This is a genomic window from Sphaerisporangium flaviroseum (assembly GCF_039537005.1).
GTDB lineage: Bacteria > Actinomycetota > Actinomycetes > Streptosporangiales > Streptosporangiaceae > Sphaerisporangium > Sphaerisporangium flaviroseum.
The window spans coordinates 123,867-148,202 of sequence record NZ_BAAAZR010000020.1 but is presented as its reverse complement, the minus strand read 5'-3'; the positions used below and the strand labels follow the sequence as shown (position 1 = coordinate 148,202).

General features: G+C 63.1%; 20 protein-coding genes and 1 pseudogene. 14 read left to right on the top strand and 7 right to left on the bottom strand.

Annotated features, from left to right (window positions below; all coding sequences use genetic code 11):
* Window positions 1–10 precede the first annotated feature (10 nt).
* The 4 genes from ABD810_RS26170 to ABD810_RS26155 all read right to left on the bottom strand — a co-directional run bounded on the left by ABD810_RS26170 (window position 11) and on the right by ABD810_RS26155 (window position 6,797).
* The gene (locus tag ABD810_RS26170; RefSeq protein ID WP_344945799.1) at window positions 11–847 is read right to left on the bottom strand and encodes a phosphoadenosine phosphosulfate reductase domain-containing protein; all 837 of its coding nucleotides are present in this window, start codon (window positions 845–847) and stop codon (window positions 11–13) included.
* Entirely contained in the window at window positions 844–4,449 is a 3,606-nt protein-coding gene (locus ABD810_RS26165) for an ATP-binding protein (protein WP_344945796.1), read from the bottom strand. The genes ABD810_RS26170 and ABD810_RS26165 overlap by 4 nt, the downstream gene beginning before the upstream one ends.
* Window positions 4,450–4,451: 2 nt before the next feature.
* Window positions 4,452–5,558 carry a DUF4007 family protein gene (locus ABD810_RS26160; protein WP_344945793.1) on the bottom strand — a complete coding sequence of 369 codons (1,107 nt, stop codon included), beginning with the start codon at window positions 5,556–5,558 and terminating at the stop codon, window positions 4,452–4,454.
* Between the two features lie 63 nt (window positions 5,559–5,621).
* A complete protein-coding gene (locus ABD810_RS26155; protein ID WP_344945790.1) occupies window positions 5,622–6,797 on the bottom strand; it encodes a cysteine desulfurase family protein in 1,176 nt (391 codons plus the stop codon).
* Between the two features lie 678 nt (window positions 6,798–7,475).
* Here ABD810_RS26155 and ABD810_RS26150 point away from each other — a divergent pair.
* The 5 genes from ABD810_RS26150 to ABD810_RS26135 all read left to right on the top strand — a co-directional run bounded on the left by ABD810_RS26150 (window position 7,476) and on the right by ABD810_RS26135 (window position 13,377).
* Window positions 7,476–9,104, top strand: a complete 1,629-nt coding sequence (locus ABD810_RS26150; RefSeq protein ID WP_344945787.1) for a DEAD/DEAH box helicase family protein — start codon at window positions 7,476–7,478, stop codon at window positions 9,102–9,104.
* Window positions 9,101–10,972: an ATP-binding protein gene (locus tag ABD810_RS26145; RefSeq protein WP_344945784.1), complete on the top strand. Its 1,872-nt coding sequence runs from the start codon at window positions 9,101–9,103 to the stop codon at window positions 10,970–10,972. Before ABD810_RS26150 ends, ABD810_RS26145 begins: the two co-directional genes overlap by 4 nt.
* Complete coding sequence (locus ABD810_RS26140) at window positions 10,969–11,874, top strand: phospholipase D-like domain-containing protein (RefSeq protein WP_344945781.1); 906 nt, start codon at window positions 10,969–10,971, stop codon at window positions 11,872–11,874. Before ABD810_RS26145 ends, ABD810_RS26140 begins: the two co-directional genes overlap by 4 nt.
* A gap of 330 nt (window positions 11,875–12,204) precedes the next feature.
* The gene (locus ABD810_RS41115) at window positions 12,205–12,345 is read left to right on the top strand and encodes an integrase core domain-containing protein (protein ID WP_425566957.1); all 141 of its coding nucleotides are present in this window, start codon (window positions 12,205–12,207) and stop codon (window positions 12,343–12,345) included.
* A 336-nt stretch (window positions 12,346–12,681) separates the two neighbouring features.
* Window positions 12,682–13,377 carry a hypothetical protein gene (locus tag ABD810_RS26135; RefSeq protein WP_344945778.1) on the top strand — a complete coding sequence of 232 codons (696 nt, stop codon included), beginning with the start codon at window positions 12,682–12,684 and terminating at the stop codon, window positions 13,375–13,377.
* Window positions 13,378–13,620: 243 nt separating this feature from the next.
* Here ABD810_RS26135 and ABD810_RS26130 read toward each other — a convergent pair whose 3' ends face one another.
* Window positions 13,621–13,776 carry a hypothetical protein gene (locus tag ABD810_RS26130; protein WP_344945776.1) on the bottom strand — a complete coding sequence of 52 codons (156 nt, stop codon included), beginning with the start codon at window positions 13,774–13,776 and terminating at the stop codon, window positions 13,621–13,623.
* A gap of 836 nt (window positions 13,777–14,612) precedes the next feature.
* Here ABD810_RS26130 and ABD810_RS26125 point away from each other — a divergent pair.
* Window positions 14,613–16,097, top strand: a complete 1,485-nt coding sequence (locus tag ABD810_RS26125) for a DNA phosphorothioation-associated putative methyltransferase (protein WP_344946402.1) — start codon at window positions 14,613–14,615, stop codon at window positions 16,095–16,097.
* Window positions 16,098–16,216: 119 nt separating this feature from the next.
* Here the strand turns inward: ABD810_RS26125 and ABD810_RS26120 are convergent, their stop codons facing one another.
* A complete protein-coding gene (locus tag ABD810_RS26120) occupies window positions 16,217–17,416 on the bottom strand; it encodes an HNH endonuclease (protein ID WP_344945773.1) in 1,200 nt (399 codons plus the stop codon).
* A 176-nt stretch (window positions 17,417–17,592) separates the two neighbouring features.
* On the opposite strand from ABD810_RS26120, the pseudogene ABD810_RS41110 reads away from it, so the two are divergent.
* From ABD810_RS41110 to ABD810_RS26085, 8 genes and pseudogenes are all read left to right on the top strand, one after another.
* Window positions 17,593–17,880 (top strand): annotated as a pseudogene (locus ABD810_RS41110) (helix-turn-helix domain-containing protein); the annotation flags it as partial.
* A gap of 12 nt (window positions 17,881–17,892) precedes the next feature.
* A complete protein-coding gene (locus tag ABD810_RS26115) occupies window positions 17,893–18,522 on the top strand; it encodes a Scr1 family TA system antitoxin-like transcriptional regulator (RefSeq protein ID WP_344945770.1) in 630 nt (209 codons plus the stop codon).
* Window positions 18,523–18,615: 93 nt separating this feature from the next.
* Window positions 18,616–19,056, top strand: a complete 441-nt coding sequence (locus ABD810_RS26110; protein WP_344945767.1) for an ATP-binding protein — start codon at window positions 18,616–18,618, stop codon at window positions 19,054–19,056.
* A gap of 417 nt (window positions 19,057–19,473) precedes the next feature.
* A complete protein-coding gene (locus tag ABD810_RS26105; RefSeq protein WP_344945765.1) occupies window positions 19,474–20,319 on the top strand; it encodes a sigma factor-like helix-turn-helix DNA-binding protein in 846 nt (281 codons plus the stop codon).
* A 1-nt stretch (window position 20,320) separates the two neighbouring features.
* Window positions 20,321–21,157 (top strand): protein phosphatase 2C domain-containing protein, encoded by an 837-nt coding sequence (locus tag ABD810_RS26100; RefSeq protein WP_344945762.1) that lies wholly within the window; start codon window positions 20,321–20,323, stop codon window positions 21,155–21,157.
* Window positions 21,158–21,460: 303 nt separating this feature from the next.
* Window positions 21,461–22,003, top strand: a complete 543-nt coding sequence (locus ABD810_RS26095) for a hypothetical protein (protein WP_344945759.1) — start codon at window positions 21,461–21,463, stop codon at window positions 22,001–22,003.
* The gene (locus ABD810_RS26090; protein ID WP_344945756.1) at window positions 22,000–22,311 is read left to right on the top strand and encodes a hypothetical protein; all 312 of its coding nucleotides are present in this window, start codon (window positions 22,000–22,002) and stop codon (window positions 22,309–22,311) included. The genes ABD810_RS26095 and ABD810_RS26090 overlap by 4 nt, the downstream gene beginning before the upstream one ends.
* 58 nt (window positions 22,312–22,369) lie before the next feature.
* A complete protein-coding gene (locus tag ABD810_RS26085) occupies window positions 22,370–23,416 on the top strand; it encodes a site-specific integrase (RefSeq protein WP_344945754.1) in 1,047 nt (348 codons plus the stop codon).
* A 319-nt stretch (window positions 23,417–23,735) separates the two neighbouring features.
* Here the strand turns inward: ABD810_RS26085 and ABD810_RS26080 are convergent, their stop codons facing one another.
* Complete coding sequence (locus ABD810_RS26080) at window positions 23,736–24,299, bottom strand: hypothetical protein (protein ID WP_344945751.1); 564 nt, start codon at window positions 24,297–24,299, stop codon at window positions 23,736–23,738.
* Window positions 24,300–24,336 lie beyond the last annotated feature (37 nt).

Below are 24,336 nucleotides of genomic sequence, written 5' to 3'. Positions count from 1 at the left end.
TGGGCGCTAGTTACAGATGGCACACGGCGCAGCCCGCCTCATCGTCGTCCATGTCGTGGGCGTCCGAGAGAATTTCCAGCAGGGGACGGTTTGGCCGCACGCGCTTGGCAGCCCGGTCGAGAGCCGCTTGGTGCTTGGCTTCAATATCGTCTCGGCGTTCTATCAGTTCGTGTAGGGACTCGCCCTGCGACCACGTGTACTCTCGCCCCTGCATGGCGGTACGCCGGTAGTTGACCTTCTCCTCGTAAGCTATGGCCTTCTCGAAGAGCTCGGGGTGACGGTCCTTGAGACCGACCCATTCATGCTTTCGCTGGAAGAAGCAGAAGTAGCAGCCGGATCGTGTACGCCATTCGTAGTAGGCCGGCAGGCCGATGCCAGCCTCATCAAGTATGCGGTCGACACCGGCCCGATCGATCTCGTCCTCCCGGAAGGGAAAAACCGCGCTGATGTTCGGCTTGGTGCTGACGTAGCCGAGGCGGTTCTCGTCCGCGCGGATCGCGACATACGAGATTACTTCGTCATCACCGACCCACTCTTCCAATGGCCTGATCTTAAGGTTCTTGGTGCACCAGCGCATTTGAGGGCTGGGGAGCGTGCCTTGGTAGACCTCGAGCCAGTGGTCGAAGTCGCGGGTGGCATTGAGACGCACGATCTGCTTGCCGACAGCGGCTTCAAGGCGGTTGAGATACTCGTAAGTTTCGGGAAGTTCGGCGCCGGTATCACAGAAGAAGTACTCCATTTCGGGCACGCGATCGTGCATATAGATCGCGAGAGCGGAGGAGTCCTTGCCTCCGGACAAGCCGAGGACGTGCCGCTTCTTCCCGCTGGAGTTGTTTGTGTCGGTCACAGCGTCTCCTTCTGCTGGGGGCCTGCAGAGGTGTCCTGCGCGGCCAGGCGCTCGGCCAGGGCAGCGAACAGGATGCGTGCCCCATCCGGGCCCAGTACTTGCTCAGCCTGCCTTATGACACTGACAACGAGGTCGTCTGCTGCCTGGCGGGACTGCTTGGGCACGTGAATGAGGGTGCGCTCTTCTGTGCCCTGGGGTGTGGTTAGCGTCAGCAGGTGGGTGTCCATCTGCCGGGGTTCAGCTACATCTTTGCGGGCGTGAGCCAGCGTGTGGGCTTCGTATAGGTGGCTGACTCGGTCGAGTGCCCGGGCCACTTCCTTGACCTGCCGGGGAAAGGACTCGGCGTCCTTATCGGTCCAGTCTCCAAGTGCCTTGTTCGTCAGGCGGATAATGATCGGATCGAGCCAGTCTTGGTCTGGCAGGCTCTCGTTGAGGACACGGGAAACGAAGCCCTGCAGGTTGAGCTCGAGCGGGGCGTTAGCAAAGCCCTGCAGCCGCTCGATCAAGCCGGTGCGGAGGTCACCAAGTTCGGTGGGGAGGCGGAACTCGCGTCCGAGCGTGGCTACAATTTCCTGGCGCAAAGCGGCGCTGGCGCCTGTGAGTTCGTTGAGCGCATTAGTCAGGCTAGCAACGTACGCCGTGGCGGTTTCTTCGTCTCGCGTGGTGTTGGACCAGATGGGGTCGAAGCCCAACGTGGCTGGCAACGAGATGAAGATCATCTCGTCCGGGTCGGTGGCCTTGGAGAGTACATCGCGGATCGCGAGCGCCTCAGCGCTTAGTCGCCGAGTCTTTTGCGTATAGGGGTCTAGGAGCATGACGCGTTCGAGGATGGCTCTTGTCACGCCGAGCAGTGCAGGGTTGCGTGCCGCGCGCGACCGGGGGGTATCCACGCCGAGCGATTCCGCGAGGCTGTTGACGACAAGGAGACGCTGTCCGCGGCCCACGGGGGCAACCTTAACGGTGAAGCGGTCCGGGTACGGGACGTTGAGCCGTTCAACGATCTCCGGGGTCAGCCGCTGGCAGTAGTTACCTTCCTCGAAGAGGGCGATGTCTTCAGCCCGCAGGATGAGCGCCGTGACCACGAGGATGGGGGCGACGCCTGCCTTGACACCGTAGGGAGGTGCCATGAGCTGCTGATAAATGTCGACGATGGGCGTGGGTTGCTTCGCACTGGTCAGCGCTTCCTCGAGGGCTTCCCAGGCTTTCATAACGCTGGGGTTCTTCTCGGGGCTGGGCCGCGAAATGCCGTGCGTGAGGAGGCTGGTGGGGTCGGTGGCAGTACTCGTCTCTCCGGCGGCCCGGTGCAGTCCAAGGTATTCCACAACGCCGTGGTACATCGCACGCTCGGGCGTGTACTTCGTCTTGTCGTAGCCGAGCAATGGATTGCCCGAACGTTGCAACATGGCGGTGAGCAGCTCGCGTCGGGCACGGGCGCCATTGCTGGTGAGCTGGTGGCGTCCAACCATCTCGTTGCGGATGTGTGGAGTGTGAGGGTAGACGCGGTCGCAGGCTTGGGAGGCGAGGTTGGCATAGCTGCGGGCCTCGATCGGCTCGCTCTGGTCGTCGCGGACATCGGTTCCCGTGTGCCACAGGTACCAGCTGGACCGAGGGCTCATGGGGTTGAATGCCTCGTCCAACAGGGTGCCGATGGTCTGCGAGATGTACGCAGCACGTTCTTCGATCTCGCGGGTGGCGACATGGTCAATAGTGTCGTCGTCGAGGAGTTCCTCGAGGGCTACGAGCTCGATGCCAGCCTGGAGGACGGCTTCTGGGTTCTTGGTGGTGCCGATGAGCACTGGCAGCGAGGAGTTCACTGCTGGACGGGTCTCCAGCGTCCCGAGGTGGTACACAATCAGTCCGTCGGCGGCATCCTGGATGACCTCAGGGCCATCGAGCTTCTCACTCTTGTGGCTGATGGCGGTGGCGAAGTAGCGCAGCATGCCGGTGCGCTGGCTGTGTCCGCCGGCCACCACCGCAGCGGGCAGTACCGTCCCGAGGTGCTTGCCAAAGTACTCCGTGACGTCGGCTGGGGTGATACGGGCGGCTACCTCTCGCACACGCGCGTCGATGTCGACGTCGGTACCTTGCCAGACCCGGTATTCGTTGCTGTAAGCGCGGTGGACCACGAATCCGTCATCGACAAGCTTGTTCAGCCGTCCCTGCAGGTCCGCGTAGCGCTCCGGATCAGGCGCGTCGGCCGGGTCATGCAGCGCGAACTGGGTCATGGAGGGGGTGGCTCGCAGCAGGCCATCGGCGTCGATGAGGTTCAGGATGCCGATCGCCTTGAGGATTTCCTGGTCCTCTGCGGGCAGTCCGTGGGCCTCATTGAGGCGGTTGTCGACCTCGAGCCAGCGGCTGGCGTTGGCCGAGGCGAGGATGGTGGTGCGGCCGGAGGCGAAGAAGTAGTCATACAGCTGAGGTAGTCGGATCGTGTGCGCACGCTCGGGAGTGTCGGACGACAGGATGTCCAGGGTCCGTCGGACGGTGTTCGGCTCGTCACTGGCGAGAAAGCCGGTGAGGCTGCGGTCGTGCTGGCCGATCTGAGAGGCGATCAGTGGTGCAGCAACAGCGGTCAGCGGGTGTAGCGGGTAGAGGCTGGCGAACGCCTCGGGGGAAATATCAACGACGGCGCTGAGAGCGTGGTCCCTCCAAGCCTGCACGGCGGCTTCGGCCTGCACGCGGATGAGTTCGCGTCCCGCGTCCGTAACACCCGACAGGTCCAGGCGTCGACGCATCAGGTGGATGGCATCGCCGAGGTTCGGCGCGAAGGTGATGTCTTCAAAGCGGCCCTGGACTTTGGCCCATTCCTGGGTCTGAATAGCGCTGGAGCGCGCGGCGTAGTCGGTAAACGCCAGGTGCTGCAGGGTGAACATGAACAGTCGCATACCGGAGGGGCCAGCGCCCTTCTCGGCGAGCATCTGCAGCAGGAACACGTCGCTCTCGGCGCTGCCCGAGTCGCCGTCGGCGGCGAGGTATTCGAGTGTCTTGCCGAACTCATCGATGATCAGTAGGACGGGGTGCCGGTCGCACAGGATCGTGACCGCGTCAATGAGGCTCTGAGTGGTTGGCACCTCCCCATCCGCGCACGCGGTAAGTACTTGGGCGACGTCCTTGGGAGGCCGCTTCTTCCATTTGCGCTCGACCGCGGTCTGCAGGGCGCGGTACACAGTGGCAGCGAGAGGTTCACGTCGGGCAGTGGCGATCGCACCGAGGAAGCCCGCTCCGTCAAGCTCATTGCGTACCCGGGCCAGCCGGGCTGCCTGCCCGGGGCTAGTGGCCGTGACAGCGGCCGCGGCTTCAGCCCGGCGAATTTCATCGTGTCCGAGGAAGGCGTCGAAGAGGTTCGCCAGTGTGGACTTACCGGAGCCATACGGGCCGGTGAAGGACCAAGCGCGGGTGCGGCGGCGGTCAGCTATGGCGTTTGTGACTCGCTCGAGGACATCCAGCGCGCGAGCCCCTACGTAGGGGGCGTTGAGATGCTTCTCTCGGATATCGCGCTCAAGGTTCGTGGAACGCAGCTCAGAGCCGACCAGGGCGATGCCAGCAGGGAATTGGCCGGTGGCATCGGTCCGGCGTGGGTGGGGGGTTGTCTTCGTCGCCATGGTTACGCGTTCTCCTTGATCAGGTCCAGCACCTCGACCTGCTGGGGCAGCTTCTTGCGCCCCCGCTTGGAAGCGTCACCATCAAGTCCTGGGTACTTCTTGATCCACTCCTGCGGGGTGGGGAATCCCTCGCGTTCCCGCACACGTCCGTAGTGCGCATCGAGGATGTCCCAGGCCAAGGCCTGCGGGGCCTTGGAAAAAGTAAGACTTCGCTGACCTAGAGCCTCGACGATCTGCAGATCCGGATGGTTGCCGACGAGCAACTCGATGGCCTTCGTCAGTTCCGGCTCCCTCATGCGGAAGGCTCGGCCTGGGGATCCCGGGTCCTCGGCAAGCCGTGCCAGGGAGATAGAGCCGGCGTTAGGTGAGAATCGCGACGCGTAGTCCAGGCAGGCATAGGTCAGCACGGGTGCTGGCAGGTTGGAGCGAGACCCGCTCGTGAAGCGCCAGGTGCGGTCTCGCCCCTTGCCCTGGCCTTCCAGTAGGCCGAGTTCACGGAACGGGGACATTAGGAGGTCTTCGAAGCTTCCAGGGGATAGCGGATTGAACTCCTGGTCCAGCGCATACATCTTGATCAAGCACTCCACGTCCCGAGAGATCGATTCCGATGCTGGCCAGTCCTTCTCTTCGAAGCTTTCGTGCACGTGTCGAGTGATTACGCTGGTCATCTCCGCCGAGGTGACCCGGGATCGGGGCGCCAGATTGAAGATCACATACCAGCTTGGCACCCAGCACTTGGCCTCGGCGTCGGTCGACAGCAGCCACCAGTGCAACAGCCATAGGCTGCCAGTGTCCTCGAGGTAGGGGTCGGCGCCGTCCTCATCGAGCAGCCACCGAGCGCGCCAGGTCGGGGAGGCAACATGCGCCCGGTAGGACGCGTCCTCGTGGGGATGCTCCTGAGTGAGTTTGAAGGCTTTGGACCAGTGCCTCATGGAATAGACCATGTTCTTGCCCACACCGAGCAGAACGGGCGCATCCTCACGATGGAAGATCTCGCTGTCGTTCTTGACCTGCATGTATGCCTTATGCAGCCAGCCGAAGCGCGGAGCGAAGGTCTCGTGGCGCCCGAAGGAAAGTTCTACGGCTTCACGAAGCCGGCTGTCTGACATTAGGAGAGTGCCTTTCAGTGAGCTAAATCGAGAGGTATGCCGTTTATGTGGGCCTAGCGGTGGTCACGGCTCAGCCGGCGCGGCCATCATCGACCGCACATGCCGTACGGCATTCACGGCCGTCTCCGCTGCCCGTTCGACGTCACGCGTGGTGGTGGCGTAGCCGAGGGAGAAGCGCACGGTGGAGTCGGCATCTTCACGGCTGTGACCCATCGCGAGAAGCACGTGACTCGGGCTCGGCGCCCCTGATGAGCAAGCGCTGCCGTCGGACGCTGCCACCTGCGGCATGGTCGCCAGCACGGCGTCCGCGGGCACTCCGGGAAACGTGATGCTGGTGACTCCGGGGAGGCGTCCTACACGCGCACCATTAATTCGGCAGTCGGCTACTTCTGCGGTCAGTGCCGCCTCGAGGGTGTCCCTCAACGCTGTGGTGCGGTCGACCTCTTGGGCCAGCTGCAGCCGGGCCGCTTCCGCGGCAGCACCCAGGCCTGCGATGCCCGCGACATTCAGGGTGCCAGCGCGCCATCCGCGTTCGTGCCCCCCACCAACCAGGATCGGACGATGAGGGAGGGGCGTTCCCCTGCGCACGAAGAGCGCGCCGACGCCCTGCGGACCACCGAACTTGTGCGCCGACAGGGACAACAAGTCGACGTCCACCTCATTGAGGTCGAGAGGCAGGCGGCCAACGTATTGCGTCGCATCGGTGTGCACCAGGGCCCCTGCATCGTGGGCTGCTTTGATGACAGGCATCAAGTCGGTCAACACGCCGGTCTCATTGTTCGCAATCATGAGCGAGACGAGAGCCACCTCACGGTAGCGAAGCACCTCATGCAGCGGATCGAGGTCGACAGTGCCATCTCCGTCGACCGGCAACACGACGAGCGAGGCGGGGTGCTCCGCCGTCACGGCACGCGCGGCTTCAAGTACGGCCGGGTGCTCCACAGCGCTGGTCACCAGTACGCCTCCGCGCGCATAACCAGCACGCAAGGCCAGATTGTTCGCCTCTGTTGCACCAGATGTGAAAATGATCTCGCCAGGGGAGCAATTGAGCAGGTCAGCGAGCTGTCGGCGAGCTAAATCGACTCTGGCAGCCGCGTCACGACCGGGGTGATGCATGCTTGAGGCATTACCAACGCTGCTAAGGGCGGCAACGATCGCTTCAAGTGCTTCGGGACGCAAAGGGGCGGAGGCATTGTAGTCGAGGTAGACCACATCTTCGCCGTCTGGATGACCGGCCATGCTTACCCCCCACTTGCCCGCGACGTGCTCCCAAGGCCTGTCCTGGTGGTCCTCAGCGACGCCAACCGCCGTTACACCAGGAGTGCACTGAGATCCTAACCAACACCTGTGGTGCTTGATACAGACTCAGCCAATCCGGTCCTACACGTGCTTCGCCACTGATCCGGTTCGCTTGGATGTCAGGCCGCTCGCCATCGCAGCGATGCCTGCTTTCGCTCGCAGGACGGCGCTGCTCCGCATGAAGGGCTCGCCCCTGATATGGCCCACGTCCTGTTCGCGAAGTCGATCATTCCACTCCTGGCAGATCAGGGGAACACCCCCCTTGCGCTCCCACCAGGAGCTCAAGATCGTTGTACAGCAGCACCAGCCAGGATCGCCCTAGCCGTGCCCCAAATACCCGATACTTGACCGCTTAGGGCTTTTGCGTGGCTATGTCGACAACATTCCTCCCCGGTTGATCTTGTAAGGCTCAACTGGTAGAGCGATTCATTTACGAACATGCGAGGATTTGAACACCATCGGCAGCGAGCGGGTTTAGGGTAGTCGCATGCTGGAGTCCGGGGGTGACTCTTTGCTATATCACTACATGCGACGGGTTGTGCTGAGGCGAGGGCACTGCATGGCGATGGCTGAACAAGTGAGCTACATGGTTACGGCTACCTCGGGGATGGTCAGCACGTGACGGAGTGGTCGCCGGGCATGGCATTTCGGGCGATACTGGACATTGCTCCCATGTCGTACGTCCGTGAGCGGCTCGGTAAGGAGCTATGTGCTCTGCTGGATCTCATCGACGGTGGTAAAGCGGAAGATGAACGGCTGCGGGCCGTGGCGTCCGTGGTCATCGATGTCGAGGCGCTTGTCGTCGATGGGGCTGAGCGTCAGGAACTTATCGCGTTGCTGCCGGCCGCGAAGCAGCGGGAGTTAGCGCAGCGACTGGGCAGTGAGCAGGCCGGTATAGAGCCGCTGGTCTACCTCAACTCCCTGAAGTGGACGCTCGATCAGCGGCGCGAACTGTTGGAATTCTTCGGGTTCACCATCGATCGAATGCCGATAGCGCGGCCGCTGTACCGGCAGAACTGCGAGCCTGAATACCCGCTATTTCAGCATCAGCGCAGTGCGGCGGCCCGAGTGAAGGAGTTGCTCTACGACGGTCCGCGGCGGGTGGTTCTCCATCTGCCCACCGGGGTCGGCAAGACGCGCACGGCCATGAACTTAATCTGCGATCATCTGCGCCAACATGAGTCGACGCTCGTAGTGTGGCTTGCGCATGGTGAGGAACTGCTCGAACAGGCGGCTACAGAGTTTGAGCGGGCCTGGACCAGATTGGGCGACCGGCCAGTCTCGGTGGTCCGCATGTGGGCGGATGCGCCCGCAGACCTGGAAGGTCTGACGGATGGCGTGGTGGTCCTGGGCCTGGAGAAGGCAGTTTCGGCGGCGAAGAGCAAGCCAGAACTCCTGCGTTTCCTCGCCGCGCGCAGCAGCTTGACAGTTTTCGATGAGGCGCACCAAATCATCGCTCCCACCTTTCAGCGAGTCGTGGATGCGCTGACTATCCACCCAGGCGCGAGCTTGCTAGGACTCACGGCTACACCTGGGCGGACATGGGCGGACATTGCCCAGGACGAGCGGCTGTCCGACTTCTTCTCCCGCCAAAAGGTCATGCTGCGGATCGAGGGCTACAGCAATCCGGTGACAGCGCTGATTGAGCAGGGCTATCTCTCCAAGCCCACTATGAGGACGGTGGCGTCCGAGGCCGGCCTACACCTTTCAGCGCAGGATCAGAGCCTGATGGCCACTGCTTTCGACATCCCAGCTGGCATCATCGCTGAGCTTGCCCGGGACAAGCAGTGGAACCTGAAGGTCGTCCAGACCATCATGGATCTGTTGGAGCGGAAGCACCGCAGAATCCTGGTGTTCGCAGCATCCGTCGATCACTGTCGCCTCATCGCCGCTGTACTGTCCGCTGTTGGCCTCGATGCCGAGTTTGTCACGGGCGAGTCCTCAACCAGGCACCGCAACCAAGTCGTCACTCGCTTCAAGAGTGCGGCTCCCCGCCCGATGATCCTTTGCAACTACGGGGTTTTGACGACGGGTTTCGATGCGCCAGCAGCTAGCGCCGCTGTCATCGCCCGCCCGACCATGTCCCTGGTGCTCTATAGCCAGATGGTCGGCAGGGTCATCCGCGGCCCGAAGGCCGGCGGAACCGCCACCTGCGAGATCGTCACTGTCGTCGACCCGGCACTCCCCGGATTCGGGGACGTGGCGGAGGCATTCATCAACTGGGAAGATGTATGGGAGAGCGCATGACCAACGGGGGCAGCAACTATCGGATCGTCAGCCCTTCGCTGACCGTGAAGGCTATGCGTGACAGCGGCTATAAAAGCACGGCGTACGCACTCGCTGAGCTGATCGACAACAGCATCGACGCCAAGGCCACACTTGTGGAGGTTTTCGCCTGCGAGAGGCCGGTACAGGGATCATCACGCATGAGCCACCGGGTCGAGACCATCGCCGTACTCGACAATGGCACTGGAATGGACGGCGAAGCCCTGCGGCGGGCGTTGAAGTTCGGCGACGGGCGCGGTGACGACCGCCAGCGTATCGGCCGCTTCGGCATGGGCCTGCCCAACTCGAGTATGTCGCAGTGCACCAAGCTTGAGGTGTGGTCCTGGACGAACGGGCCCGGCAACGCGATGTACACCTACCTCGATCTCGCAGAAATCAACGATGGCTTAGATGATGTACCCCCTCCAAAGCCCGAGCCGCTGCCTGAGTACTGGCGCGACATCAGTGAGGGCCTCCGAGACACCGGAACCCTCGTCGTGTGGTCAAATCTTGACCGGGTCAACTGGCATGGAGCCGCTGCCACACTGAGAAACACCGCAGAGCTCATCGGCCGCGTCTATCGACGCTATCTGACAACCGACGAAGTCGTCATCAGGATGGCCCCGGTCCGCGACGGAAAGGTGATCGAAGGCGCCTACTATGCCAAGCCGAACGATCCCTTGTATCTGACGGAATCATCCGGTACGCCAGCACCGTTCGGTGACAAGCCGATGTTCGAACCCTTCAACATGGGCAATGAAGACGAATCTGGCGTCGCGCATTTCCCAATCATCGTCGAAGGAAAACGGCACGTCATCACGGTGCGGGCATCCATCGCGCGACCGGAGGCACGGCGCCCGGACATCGAGGGCCATCCGTGGCCCGACAACGCAAGCCCCAACCAGGATGCGGGTAATCACCCCTGGGGCAAGCACGCTGGACGAAATATCGGTATCTCTTTGATCCGCCAGGGCCGCGAACTGGAACTCGATTCCTCCTGGGCTATCGGTTACGACCCTGTTGAGCGTTGGTGGGGCGTCGAGGTGGAGTTTCCCGCAGCGCTCGATGAAGTCTTCGGTGTCACGAACAACAAGCAGAGCGCCACGACGTTCACGTCCCTCGCTCACTTCAAAGACAAGTGGAGGGCAGAGGCCGAAACTGGTGAAAGCACCAAGGCGTTCAAGGACCGCCTCGCAGATCTCGGTGATCCGCGCGTGGAACTCATCGACCTCGCCCTCTACCTTGAGATCAAGCTGCTTCCCGCGATTCGTCGGCAGCTGAAGCAGCGCAGTTTGGGCCGCACAGGCAAGAAGCGTTACGACGACGTGAACACCAAGGCTACGGACGCCGTCAAGCGCCGCACTGAAGACGGGCACACCGGCAAGACTGACGACCTGGCCGAGGGTGCGACCGTCGAGGACAAGCGGCACGAACAGCTCGACGCCCTCACCCAACGCCACCACCTCGACGAGGACACCGCTCAGTCCCTGATCGAAGAAGCCCTGGAGAAGGACTGGCGTGTGCGCTGGATCTCCAGCTATCAGGACTCGCACGCCTTCTTTAGCATCGACCTCATGGCAGGCATGCTGCAGGTGATCTTCAATGAAAAGCACCCGCTGCATGCCCATCTGATGACCGTTCTCGAAGAAGTGCCTGAAGATGCCTCGACTGACGAGCTGCGGCACCGCCTAGCCCGCGCCGCCGACACCTTTAAACTCCTTTTGTTCTCCTGGGCCCGTATGGAGGACGAGATCCCCGGCGACCGGCAGCGCGAGAAGATCGCGGATGCACGGCAGGACTGGGGCCGCTACGCCCGTGACTTCATCGACGGCGAGGACGACGGGGAGTGACAGCAGAGCCCGCCTACGTCTGGCGGCAGATCGAGGGGCTACTGCAGCATGCTTCCCACAGTGTGACCCTCATCGCACCGTTCATCAAGAAGCCGATCTTCGAGGCAGCGGTCGCCGCCGTGCCCGCGTCCGTGGAGCACATCCACTGCGTGACACGGTGGACCCCGGCGGAAGTCGCCGCCGGGGTGTCTGACCCGGAGATCATGGAGCTGACCGAAAGCGACGAACGTGTCCACATCAGTCTTTGCCCTGCCTTACACGCCAAGATCTACATCGCTGATGACCGCTGTTTAGTTGGCTCCGCGAATCTGACGGGCCTGGCCACCGGGCGGGTGCCACACGCCAACCTGGAGTTGCTACTAGAAGCGGCTACAGGGCACCCTGAGGTGCAGCGTGTACTGAAGCAGATCGAGGCAGTGGCTACCACTGCGAGTCCGCATCTCGCCGAGCTTGTCCGTAGACAGGCAGAGCTCCTTCAGGCCGACGCGAGCACTCCATCGACGGAGTCTGATGTGTTGCCAACGCCGCTTTGGTATCCAGTTACGCGGCGCCCGGAGAACCTTTACGCGCTCTACTGTGGGCGGGGGACCTTCGCGTCCGCCGTGGAGGCCGGGATTCTGCATGATCTGGCCCTGCTCAATATCTCGGTCGGACTGGGTGAAGCCGAGTTCAACGGTGCTGTGCGGACCCGGTTGCTTAAGATGCCAGAGCTCCAGAAGCTGCAAGTCGGCGAGAGTATTAGCAACGTGGAACTGGAGAGGGCCATCGCAGAGCACGCTGGTGTGAGTGATGCGCTAGCCCGCAGGAGATCGGAGATTATCGCCGCTTGGCTTCGGCACTTCGACCGGTATTACACCGAAGTGGGTATGTGGGAGCTCCGTCGGGGACGCGAAATCACGTAATCCCACCTACGGTGCTCGCCCAGAACAAGTCCAAGACGCTCACGGCCAGACCTGAAGATCGGCCGTATCCGTGGCTGGGAGTCCTACCGTAGTGCGCCCAACGCCTGCTTCTGCGGGGCGTTACCTGCGTTTCGACCCATGAGGTAGTTGTATCCGGCCACACTCATCGATATCGCCCCGCGCGGGACCGGCTGGGCCACCGCCGACCATGTGCGCACCGAGCTGGTCGCCGACACGTTTTAGCAGGCGTAGCGGTGTCGTCGTCCCGCCGGGCCGCGGATCTCCCATTGGGATCGCGGCTGCCAGAACGCCAGCACCGCCTACGCTCAGGTGGCTGATGGGCTCGGTATCGAGCTGCGGGCCGGGAGAAGGGGGCAGTGCTGGCACAACGCTGTAGCCGAGTCGTTCTTTGCCACGGTGAACGGCGAACTGCTGGACGAGCACCGCTGGCCCACCCGAGCTGCCGCCTGACACGCGATCTTCGATTTCATCGAGAGCGGTACAACCGCGCCGGCTCAGAGCAGCCTCGGCTACCTTAGTCGCGCCGTCATGGGCCACCCAGCAGCCTGACAACCACACCAAGGGTGTCCCGTCAAATCGGACCCAGCTCAACATGCGCGCAATGTATGGTGAACCGCCCGGATCCGATGCTCATCGGACCCGGGCGGTTCAGTCCGAGCCTTGGGAGTCTCATCCAAGCCGTCAACTGCGTGATCAGAAAAGCAAGTAGTGAGGCTTCTGGTGAGGCAGGCAGTCCCTCCACTGGCCGCCGCAGCCTAGTTCGTTTGCGATCTACGGAGCGCTATCTTGGATGAGGATGTAGTTGCCGAGGAACGTCTTCAGGAGAGAGCGCGGCGAATGGGTGTGGAGCGGATCCCCTATCTGCTCGGTCACAGCGAGATCGCCCAACTCTTCGACGTGGCTCCAGATACCCCTCAGCTGTGGAGGAAAAGGGCCCTTCTCGGAGATCCTGATGTGGTGATCTCTGGCAAGCCTTACTGGCTGCTGTCAACTGTGCTGGCGCTGGCCCGGCCAGGCCAGCGGGATCTTCCTCCAGGCAGGCTCGAGGAGTACAAGGCCAGCATTCCGAATGGCTACTCCCCCCAGGTTCTAGAGGGACCACCGCCCTTGATCGGAATCAAGGAACTAGCCTGGATCTTCGGTAAGAAACACACGGACATTAGTCAGTGGCGGAGCCGTGGCACACTTACACCGCCGGATCTCACCCTGTCAGGTGCCCCACTCTGGCTGTTGAACACCATCCTCTCAGACGCTGAGCGCCGAGGCCGCGCCGTAGCAGCGGAAGCACTTGAACGTGTCCGACGTGGTGATCGGGAGCAGATCAAGCCACGCGGGCAACGGGATGCATTGGTCGGAAATTCGGATGAAACCCTTCCTAGTGCACGGACCTTCAGAAACAGTGAGAGCGCTGCTGCCGTTGCCTTCGTCCGACATCTGCTCCGCGTCGGATACGAGGTTGAAGTACGGCCATATTGGCAATAATGCGTCCTCTAGGCCTACCAGCCAGCTTCCCGGACAGAACGGTGAAGACGCGGACAATGCGTAGGTTCGCTCGTCCGCGTCTCGACCAGCTCTGACATCTCTACGCCGGCCCGGCCTTCTGTCTCTGACCCTAACATGTTATGGTCAGAGAGGCGGGGCAGTGTGCGTATGGAAGGAAGCAGTTTGTCTATAGGCGCCCGAACAGAAGACCTTAGGGTGATCTCTTATGGGGGTGGTGTGCAGTCAACGGCGCTGCTGGTCCTTGCCGCCCAGCGCCGGATCCATTTCCCCACCTTCTTGTTCGCAAACGTTGGCGATGATAGCGAGCATCCGGCGACTCTCGACTATGTAAGAGATCATGCCGCTGTGTACGCGAAGCAACACGGTATAGAACTCCATGAATTGAGGCGCCATCGCCGCGACGGGACCGCGGAGACGCTGTGGGAGCGCCTCAACCAACCTGGCACGCGCTCCATTCCGATTCCCATACGCATGGCCAACGGGGCGCCTGGCCGAAGATCATGCACTGCCGACTTCAAGATCAAGGTTGTTGGCAGGTGGCTGCGCGAACAGGGGGCGACGAGAGGCCAGCCGGCTGTGGTAGGTATAGGGATCTCCGTGGATGAGATTCATAGAGCCAACAAGCGTCGAAGTGAGCTATACGAGCAGATCGAGTATCCACTCCTCGACCTTGGGTTCCGCCGGGATGATTGCATTGGAATCATCTCGAGTGCTGGGCTCCCAGTGCCCCCAAAGAGTTCGTGTTTTTTCTGCCCCTTCAAGACCGTCGATGCATGGCGAGCGCAGCGGCGTAATGAGCCGGAACTATTTATCAAATCCGTACAACTGGAAGTCGAGCTGAACAAGCGGCGTGCTGCTCTAGGACGAGATTCTGCGTACCTCACTCGCTACGGTATCCCGCTTGCGGATGCTATACCCGAGGAAGCAGTCGGCAGAGAAGAACCCAACGACGATCCCGGTTGCGACTCTGGCTGGTGCATGACCTGAGAATGGCACGAGACTTAAAGAGGTGGCCTGCCGCTCCTGATGATACTCGCTTTCTTCATACTTCCGCTAACTAGACAAGGCGGCACCCTCCTTTGATTGAATCATCGTCAGCTCATCGGCAGCGTCGTCCAAGATTTTATTGCTCTCTGGCCGCTCGCTGGTTCTAATGACAAATGGCACGCCCGCGGCGGACCGAGACCGGCTCGGGCAGTCAGGTCGCTTTGGCGATGTTGCAGGGTAGTACCGACGGCGTCGGGCAGACTGTACCCGTGGAGGCACCGACGATATGGAAGAGCGAGCGTCAACGGACTGCGATCGGCCGCGTTAGACTCTCCGCCCCCGCACGCCAAGCCGTGACCGATCTGCAGCTGGGCTCGGGAACTTCAGTGCTCGACTACGGTTGCGGCCGAGGCGCGGACGTAAGGGCGCTGCGACAACTTGGCCTTGACGCCTCTGGATGGGACCCGGCCCACCACCCTGGGGGACAGCTCAAACCTGCTGACATCGTGCTCCTCACCTACGTCGTCAATGTCATTGAAGATCCGGCTGAACGACGTCAGACCCTTCGGCGCGCCTGGGACATCGCTCAGACAGCGCTCGTGGTGTCAGCGCGGCTGCGCTGGGAGCGGAACCAGATCAAAGGTCGTGAGTATGGCGACGGCATCCTCACCAGTCGCAACACTTTCCAACACCTATTCGCCGCCGGCGAGCTTCGTGACTACGTCGAGGAGGTAACCGGCGTTCACTGCCTACCTTCAGCACCCGGCATCGTCTACGCATTTCGCGACGACGAGGCTCGACTTCGTTACCTCGCCCGTCGGGTCACACCCGATGTGACGTGGCTGACCTCTAAAGATACCGCTTCTGCCACTACCGCCATCGTCGACCACGTCCAGCAACGCGGCCGCCTTCCTAGCCTAGAGGAAATGCCGCAGCAGCTCACTGCCCTCCTCGGACACTTGCGGCCGGCCGAGCTGAACCGTCTTGCCCAGCAGGCTGCCGATCCACAAAAGATCGAAGAAGCTGCGAAGCGATCCTCACTAGACACGCTTCTCTTCCTTGCTCTTGAACTGTTCCACGGTCGTGGTCCTGCGAGCAGTCTCCCCCTTTCGGTTCAACTCGACATCCGGGCGTTCTTCTCGTCTTACACGGAAGCGTGCAAGCGTGCAGACCGGCTTCTGCTTAAACTGCGCGATGACGCATACATTCGCCGTGCAATGGTTGGGTCGGCTGCGGGGAAGTTCACCCCGACAGCCCTGTATGTGCACCGCCGGGCCGTCCACCGGATGCCCATAGTGCTCCGCCTGTATGAGCATTGCGCCAGTATCGCCGCTGGCCGACCGTCCGAGTGGACAGTTGCGAAGCTACGTCATCAAGGCCGCGGCGTCAGCTGGCTCGATTACCCCGAATTCGACACTGACCCGCATCCTCGTTTGGTCTCGTCGTACACCGTCGACCTACAGACATTGAAGTCTTCATTCTTGTCTTACACTGGCTCCACCAACCGTCCGCTCCTTCACCGCAAGCATGAGTTCCTTGCGCCGGATGACCCTGATGTGCCTAAGTATCGTCGCCTCACAGAGGCGGAGGTACGAGCAGGGCTATACGAACAACCACACCTAATCGGGACAGAGGACGGATGGGAGAGAGAGCTCCATCGGTGCGGGCGATCCCTTAAGGGACACAGGCTTGTACGCCGCGCTGATGGTTAAGGAGAGTCAACTCAGGGACCGAGCAGGGGGCTGTCGTTGACAACGATCCTGACCAACCGGCCGGTTCACGCAAACCCTAAGCCATCCTTGGTCACTTGCACCTGATTGCACCTGTCGACCTAAGAGTCCTCGGAGATGTGCCGATGATAGGCCAGGTGTCGGGGATCCGGCGTGTGTCCGTCGGCGAGGCGGATTTGGGTGATCTGCTGGCCGGTCGGGACGTCGATGGCTACCAGCTCGTCGTTGATTGTGATTGTTCCGCCGTCGAACAGGACGTGGTGGTTGGGGCACAGGCAGAGGAGGTTGCCAGGTTCGTCGGGGCCGTTGTGAGGCGTGCCAAGCGGGCGGATGTGGGCGCCTTCGGCGTAGGGGCCTCGCCTGGTCGTGAGACGGATGCCGCAGATCTGGCAGTGATAGTTGTGGACGAGTTTGACCTGCTCCGCGAGCGCGGAGTCACGGATCAGGCGGTTGATCGTGACCACGCGGCGGCTTGGTGTTGGTGTCCCATCGCGAAGAGGTGTGGCCTCGTCCGGGCCTGGCGTAATGGCGTTGGGCTCAGGGGTAAGTAGGGTGGCCGCGAGTAACTCCTCGCGGTCGACGTCGCGGAAGTATCCATCGAGGAGCCGCAGGACGATCTGCGCGCGTACGGCCGGTTGATCGGTCACGAGGTCGTGTACCCATGAGCGTAAACCGCTGAGCGGCTGGTTCCGCCGCATCCAGCTCTGCGCCGCGCTGCCGCTGGCCGTTGGAACGTCGTCATGGCCAGGGAGGTCCCAGAGCCCGTGGTGATACAGACGGAGTACGGGAAACTCGGCATGCAGGCCATCGCCGGGATGGCCGAACTCCTGCAGGAGCGATTCGAGTGCGGGAGCGGCATCTACCCACGACACCACGCGATCGTAGCCCCGGGCCGCTCTGCCAAGGGCCCAGAGAAGGGTCAAAGGCTGGTGCCGCTTCCGCGCGCCAGGCGTAGCCGATGCGGCGGTTTTGAGTGTGAGGATCTTCTGGAGCAGGTTCTCCGGGGAATGTCCGTCGATGATGTCGCTTGGACGGGTGACCTCGAAGCCGAGGTTACTCAGCGCGCGTGCGACGGTGTCGTTGCCGCCGGAGAAGTCCTTGGCTCGCAGCGGCCGGCCGTCCACTTCGCGATGTGCCACGCCGGCGATGGCCTTGGAGTCGTACCGCTTCCCGTCGTATAGGAGGAAGTAGTCGCGTGCCGGGCCGTATCCGTAGACCTTGAGAAAGGCGTCCCTTCCCAGCTTGTCGTGCTCCTCGATGGCGGACAGAACCATCTCACGACGGAGATCGGAAAGTGCCATGAGGGAATGATAGGAGCGGCTATTGCATCAAATCCTAACCCTGATGGCGATATCATCCGTTTAGTATGGTTTTGTCCATTAATTCGCCCGATATGGGCCGGACTGCATGACAGCGGTCGGTAGCCGCTTGCGCAGCCGGGCACTTCGCATCCACGCCTCGCGCAAAGCGAGATGTAATGGGCGTGGAGCACGACCCGCACGGTCCTCGGCGTGGACCACTGATCGAGGATGTTGAAGTGGCTCAGCATGGTAGAACGCTCGGTGTGGAGGAGCGGCGGGATCGGTTGCGGGGGTTGGGGGAGCTGTTTCGGCGGCTGCGTCGGGAAGCTGGGCTGACGGGTAAGGAGTTGGCGCAGCGGGCGCAGGTGGGGCAGCCGACGATCTCGCGGATAGAGACGGGGCAGCTACTTCCTACTCCGGAGACTGTTGAGCGGGTTTCGGCTGCTCTGGGGCTTGGCGAGCGGGACCGCGGCGAGTTGGACGAGCTGCTGGTGCGGTTGCGGGATGAGGTGTCGCGGCTGCGCGGTGGGCTGGCCGGCCGGGAGGCGGCGAATGCTGCCCGGGTTCGTTCGGCTCAGTGGATGGCGGTGTTCTCCTCGGCGATGATCCCGGCGTTGTTGCAGACGGCCGAGTATGCGCGGTTGGCGTTGGCGGTCGGTCGGGATGTGGATGAGGATGACGCTGCCAGGGCGGCCGCCGTGCGCGTTGAGGCGCAGGCGGTGCTGTTTGAGGAGGGCCGGAAGTTCGCGTTCGTGCTGACGGAGGGCGCGGTGCGGACGTGGCCGGGGTCGCCTTCGTTGATGCTGGCGCAGCTTGACCGGTTGGTGCAGATGTCGACGCTGCCGCATGTCCGGCTGGGCGTGGTGCCGTGGAAGACGGAGGCGTCGGCGTTTCCGCTGCATGGGTTCACGATCTTGGATGGATCGGTGAGCGTGGTGGAGAGCCTGACGGGTGATCTCACGTTGACCGAGCCGAGTGAGATTGGCGCGCATGAGGAAGCTTTCGAGGCGTTCGCGGCTGCGGCGGTGTACGGCGATGTCCTGAGGGACTACCTGGGTGAAATCAGGGCGGACTTTCGGAAGTTGGCAGCCCAGCTTGAGAAGTGACGCATTTATGCGTCGAATTCCTGGAGGATGACCAAGTGCAGGTCATACGCTCGTGAGGTGGGTGTATAGCCCCCTAGACGTTGGAGCGTAACCATGAGCGCATGGCGCATGTCTCGGTCCTTCCTCGGCACTCCCCCTTCGGTCAGGGAAGCCCGCCGGTTCGTCACGTCTTTCCTCGCAGGCTGGCCGATCGTGGAGTCAGCCGAGCTCATCGTCAGCGAGCTGGCCGCCAACGCCGTCCGTCACACCGCCAGCGGCAGGTTCGGCGGCCAGTTCCAGGTGCTGATCCACGCTCAGCACGATCGGGTGTGGCTGGGCGTCGTGGACGCCGGTGCGGCGCACGGCCCGAGCATCTTCTCGCCGGAGGACGACGAGGAGGGCGGCCGCGGTTTGATGATCGTCGGCGCCTTGGCTGACACCTACGGCATCCGCGGCGACGAACGATGCCGCACCGTATGGGCGCTGCTACTGGTCAACGCTGGCAAGAATGCCCCCGCCACGCCTCTGCCGGGCTCTGAGGCTACGCGTGCGTGATCGGCTGCCCGACACTTGGGGTTCTGCCTGTAGATCGGTGCCCAACGCTCTGGCTTCGCTCACGTCCGGGGCTTCCGTGCGTGTTCGGGTTGCTGCGCGGGCCTGTGGTGGTTGTGCTCTGCTCTGCAACCTGGCGTGGCCGGCATTCGGCCCTCTCGTCGTGCCGTGGTCTGTCCTGTGCTCGGTGGTATGCGCCAGGTGGGCGTCGCTCAGGTCCTCGCGCTGTGAACGTGCTGACGTGCGACCTAGTGGACGAGGTCTACAGTGAGTCCGCGGGGAGTGCCCAATCGCAGGTGGAACATAAGGGCGGTAAGTCTTCAAACCGGTGAACAGCTCAAACGCGTACTGTCTAGGGGAATAGACGACAAAGCGTCTAGGGGCCTAGACTCGGTGGAGCATCACCGAGAGGAACCGGCCGTGCCATCCAGCGAGCTTGAGCGTATCGCCGCGATCGAGGACCCGTTCGTCCTGCTGCGCGCGGCCACCGAGCGGCTCAACGCCGCCCAACAGGAAGTGGCCGAACTCGCGCGACTGCGGCGCAGGGTGATCCAGGACCTGCACGCCCAAGGCATGTCGTACGCCCAGATCGCCGAGGCCGCCGGCCTGACCCGGGGAAGGATTCACCAAATCCGGCACACCGGCCCGGCCCCGGAAGGCGCGTTCCTCGGCACGGGCACGCTCACGATTGCCACCCCGCTCAAACAGGACGCGATCAAGGCGCGTCCGGTCGTGGCGATGGAAGATGTCACCGCGGGCAAGCGGCTGGAGGATCTGGCACGCGGCTTCGGGCTGTCGGTGGAGTTGGAGCACGTCCCCCTTGGCGGGGACATCGATATAAACCGGCCCAACCTGATTGTGATCTGCGGTCCGAGGCTTTCGCCGGTGATGGCGCAGATGTATGAGTACGATCCGGTGCTGGAGTGGGTCAAGGCCGACGATGGGCCGTGGACGATCCATGACAGCCGTACCGGTACGACGTACCGGTCTGGGGAGGACAGCGACCCGGCCACCCACGTGGATTACGCCTACCTCGGCCGGCTGGCCCGGCCGGATGGGAAGGGCAACGTGCTGGTGTTCACCGGTATCCATCCGCAAGGCACCCTCGGTGTCGTCAGCTTGATCGTCTCGGAGATCAACACGCTGTGGGGCCAGGTCGGCGAAGACCGGTTCTCCACGGTGGTGGGTGTGGAGTACGACCCGGCGACCGGGGAACCGGTGAAGGCGGAACTGGCCAGCCCGCTCTACCAGCACGAGGGGCATTAGGGTGCGCGTCACCTTCGCCACCCAGCCTGTCAGCCTGGACCGGCCGAATGAGGACTTCGTCGCTGCGACGCCCGATGCGGTGGTGCTGCTGGACGGCGCGGGTACGCCTGCCGGTTCAGAGTCCGGCTGCTCCCACGGTGTGGCCTGGTATTCGCGCATGCTCGGTTCGACACTGCTGGCTTCGATGACGCAAAGTACCGGCACCCTGGCCGAGATCCTCGCAGAGGGCATCAAGGCCGTGACGTCCATGCATGACTTCGCCTGCGATCTTGCCCATGCCGGCTCACCCTCGGCCACCGTGGTCATGCTCCGCCGTACCGGCGACATGCTGCAGTGGCTGGTGCTCGCGGACTCAGTCCTCATCTTGGACGTCGCCGATTCGGCTGAGCCAATGGTAGTCTGCGATGACCGCGAGGCACAGGTCGGCTCGCGTTACCGCAGCCGCATGGACGCCCTTCCCGGTGGCAGTCCGGAACACTTGAAAGCGCACCGTGAGTACGTCGAGGCGATGCGGCAGCACCGCAACCGTGACGGCGGCTTCTGGGTGGCCTCGGTGGATCCTCTCGTCGCAGGACAGGCCGAGACCGGCGCCCTCCGGGCTGACCAGGTCCGTGCAGCCGCGTTGCTCAGCGACGGGGCATCCCGTCTGGTCGACCGATTCGGCCTGGCCACCTGGCGGCAAGCTGTCGATCTTCTCGAAGCCGATGGCCCTGCTGAACTGATCCGCCGCGTACGACAAGCCGAACGCTCTGACCCGGATGGCTGTCACTGGCCTCGTGGCAAGACGTTTGATGACGCTACCGCCGTATATGTGACGGTCAGCGAAGACGCCGAGTGAGCGACACGCAACTCTTTGTGTCTATCCCCCTAGGCAACCGCACCGTGCCTTGCTTATCTTCTTCTGTATAGCCCCCTAGACAGTTCCTCTCGGCGTCTCGTTGTAGCTGTCTAGAGGGGTCAACAGGAGATAAGTGATGGGGTATTCGAGGTGCCATCCCGATCAGCTTCGAGGATGTGTTCCCGCACGGCTGCTACATGGTGGGGGAGGTCGACCAGGTCAAGGACTTCGAGGCCTCCACCGCCACCAAACCGGTCTACGCCCGCGACAAGACCGCCGGCGAGTTGGTCTGGCCAGGTCACCGTGATCGACTGCGACCCGGACGCGCGCGAGAAGACGGTCAAGGTCAAGATCTTGGCTCCGGTTCAGCCGGTGCCCCCGGCTCCAATGCCGGGCTTGGCCTTCATCCCGGTGGAGTTCGACCACCTCGCGGTCACCCCGTACGTCAACGGCAACGGACGGCTCACCTACTCCATCAAGGCGGGACATGCACGCTCCCCGTGCCAGCGGATCCACCGCCGCAGGTTCTCTCTCCCCCAAGCACACCGCTGTCTCCGGAAAGAGAACTGCCTGATGGCACGCCGCAGAACACATCGCATCAGCACCATCACCCTCAACACGGGGAACGGTGCCCGAGCGACCAACCATCCCTACCCGGCCCGCACTCCCGTCCTGGCCCTGAACTTCGGCGCCTTGTCGGTCCTGGTCACCACCTCGACCGGCGACGAGGTCACCGCCACCGACCTGGAGTTCGCCCGCCAGTTCGCCCACCAGGTCCATCAGTTCGCCACCTCGGTGGAGCGCTGCTTCCACGGCCTGCCGAACGGACGCGGGGTGGCCGCGTGAGCGAGCACGAGCCGTACACCCACCTGCGGGCCGCGATCGATGGCGGGATCACCTGTCTGGACGTGTCCTTCTACACGCCGGTCCTGGCGGTCTCGGTGTTCTGCGTCGACCAGGTACGGGCCTGCCTGGACACCTCCAGCGCCGACGGACAGGTACTCATCTCCAGCACCGGAGGCGGCCCGGTCACCGAACGCGACATCGCCCTGGCCCGTGAGCTCGCCCACGCCGGGGCACGCTCCTTGGCTGAGTGCGAGCGCCTGTACGCCAAGCGGCGTCTGCGCCCTGGATTCGCGGCCCACGAGGGCTGACATGAGGTGGGGCCGCTGGAACCGGTACGGAGACCGACCCCCGGAACGGCAGGGCCGCGTGACTACCAGCTATGACGTCCGCCGCAACAAGTCCAGCAAGACGACGTCGTACGAGGTGCGTTGGAAGGTCGGCGGCCGGGAGAAGTCCAAGACTCTCCGCCCCAAGGCCTTGGCCGAGAGCTTCCTGTCGGACATGCGGCAGGCGGCGAAGGCTGGCGAGGCCTTCGACGTGGAGAGCGGCCTGCCCCTGTCGTTGGTCAAGGCCAAGGCCGCGCGGACGTGGCTCCAGTTCGCTCAGGCGTACGTGCTGGCCAAGTGGCCGCACTCGGCGGCCCAGTCGCGCGAGGGCATCACGGACACGATGACCGGCGTCACGCTCGCTCTGCTGCGTGATCGGCCGGGTAAGCCGGATGTCCAGGTCTTGCGGTCGGTTCTTCGCGGGCATGTCTTCCTGCCCGACGGCCGGCGGGGGAGTCTCGATGCTGAGCAGGCCGCGGCGCTGCGCTGGCTCACAGCGGCTTCGGTGCCCATCGTGGAACTGGAGGAGGCCAAGAACGTGCGGGCGGTGTTGGAGGCGTTGTCGGTCACCCTCGATGGCCAACGGGCGGCCGACTCGACCTTCCGGCGCAAGAGGGCGGTGTTCCATCACGCGCTGGAGTACGCCGTCGAGCTGGGGGATCTTTCGGCAAATCCGCTGGACCGGGTGAACTGGAAGCCCGCCAAGGTCTCGGGGGAGGTCGACCGGCGGGTGGTGGTCAACCCGGCGCAGGCTCGGGAACTCCTCGTCGCCGTGACGTACGTGGGCCGCTCCCGCGGGGCGATGTTGGCGGGCATGTTCGCCTGCATGTACTTCGCCGGCCTTCGGCCCGCCGAGGCGGCAGGGCTCCGGGAGAAGGACTGTCATCTTCCGGCAACTGGCTGGGGCCTGCTGACCTTGGAGGAGACGCGGCCGGAGAGCGGGCGGCGGTTCTCCGACTCGGGGGGCACTCATGATGTTCGAGGGCTCAAGCAGCGTCGGCGCAAGGCCATCCGGGACGTGCCGATCCCGCCTGAGCTGGTGAAGATTCCTACGTGGGCACATCGAGCAGCATGGCACCGCGGCTGACGGGCGGCTCTTCCGGACCGCGACCGGTGGCGTCTTGTCCACGACGGCGTACGCCAAGGTCTGGAAGGAGGCGCGGACATACGCATTGACTCCTGATCAAGTTGCGTCGCCTCTGGTCGGCAGGCCGTACGACCTGCGCCACGCGACGGTATCGCTCTGGCTCAACTCCGGCGTCCCAGCACCGGACGTAGCCGAACGGGCGGGGCACAGCGTGGATGTCCTGCTGCGGGTCTACGGCAAGTGCATCGACGGCCAGCGTGAGGTCGCGAACCAACGGATAGCCAGAGCATTGACGGCATAGACGATCTCCTGTGCATGATCACCAGCCATCCCAGGACCGACAACGCCACCACGGACCAACCAGGTGTCCGTAGTCTTCGCAGTACGCGTCCTCGGGTGGCTGGCGACCATCAGGCAGCCAGAGGAAGCCTCTCGATATCATGATCGGCCAGTCCTCGACCATGATCTGTGCGCCGCCGGTGATGGCCTCGGTTCCCGATGAGACGATGACACCTTCATAGGGATAATCCCCGCAGACGTAATACAGCCCCACCCACTGGCATCCGAGGCTGCGACCGCTCTGTGCCAGCTTCGCTGCGTAGTGTTCCAGGCTCGACTGTGACAGTCGGAACCGCACCTGGAAGGGGGCGTCCGCCTTGATCGCGAGGACGGATCCGACGAAGATCAACGGCACCAGCAGCCAGCGAGTCGCTGTCAGCCACGACCGGGATGTTCCGGGCCGCCGGCGATTGATCCATAGAGCGGCGGCCAGACGGATGATCCAAATGAGGCCCATAAAGGTCCATGCGAAGAACATGAACACCAAGGCCTCCATGTATATGTACGGCACGCTGGTCAGATAGAAGCTGATCAGCGCGGCCACAGCGGCTGCGGGGAGGATGAACCATCCCGGTGCTCTA

Excerpts from the sequence above, each read along its gene's own strand:
- ABD810_RS26165 (WP_344945796.1), bottom strand. The coding sequence starts at position 4,449 with ATGGCGACGAAGACAACCCCCCACCCACGCCGGACCGATGCCACCGGC.
- ABD810_RS26160 (WP_344945793.1), bottom strand. The coding sequence starts at position 5,558 with ATGTCAGACAGCCGGCTTCGTGAAGCCGTAGAACTTTCCTTCGGGCGC.
- ABD810_RS26155 (WP_344945790.1), bottom strand. The coding sequence starts at position 6,797 with ATGGCCGGTCATCCAGACGGCGAAGATGTGGTCTACCTCGACTACAAT.
- ABD810_RS26145 (WP_344945784.1), top strand. The coding sequence starts at position 9,101 with ATGACCAACGGGGGCAGCAACTATCGGATCGTCAGCCCTTCGCTGACC.
- ABD810_RS26130 (WP_344945776.1), bottom strand. The coding sequence starts at position 13,776 with ATGGAGTTCTATACCGTGTTGCTTCGCGTACACAGCGGCATGATCTCT.
- ABD810_RS26125 (WP_344946402.1), top strand. The coding sequence starts at position 14,613 with ATGTTGCAGGGTAGTACCGACGGCGTCGGGCAGACTGTACCCGTGGAG.
- ABD810_RS26120 (WP_344945773.1), bottom strand. The coding sequence starts at position 17,416 with ATGGCACTTTCCGATCTCCGTCGTGAGATGGTTCTGTCCGCCATCGAG.
- ABD810_RS26110 (WP_344945767.1), top strand. The coding sequence starts at position 18,616 with ATGAGCGCATGGCGCATGTCTCGGTCCTTCCTCGGCACTCCCCCTTCG.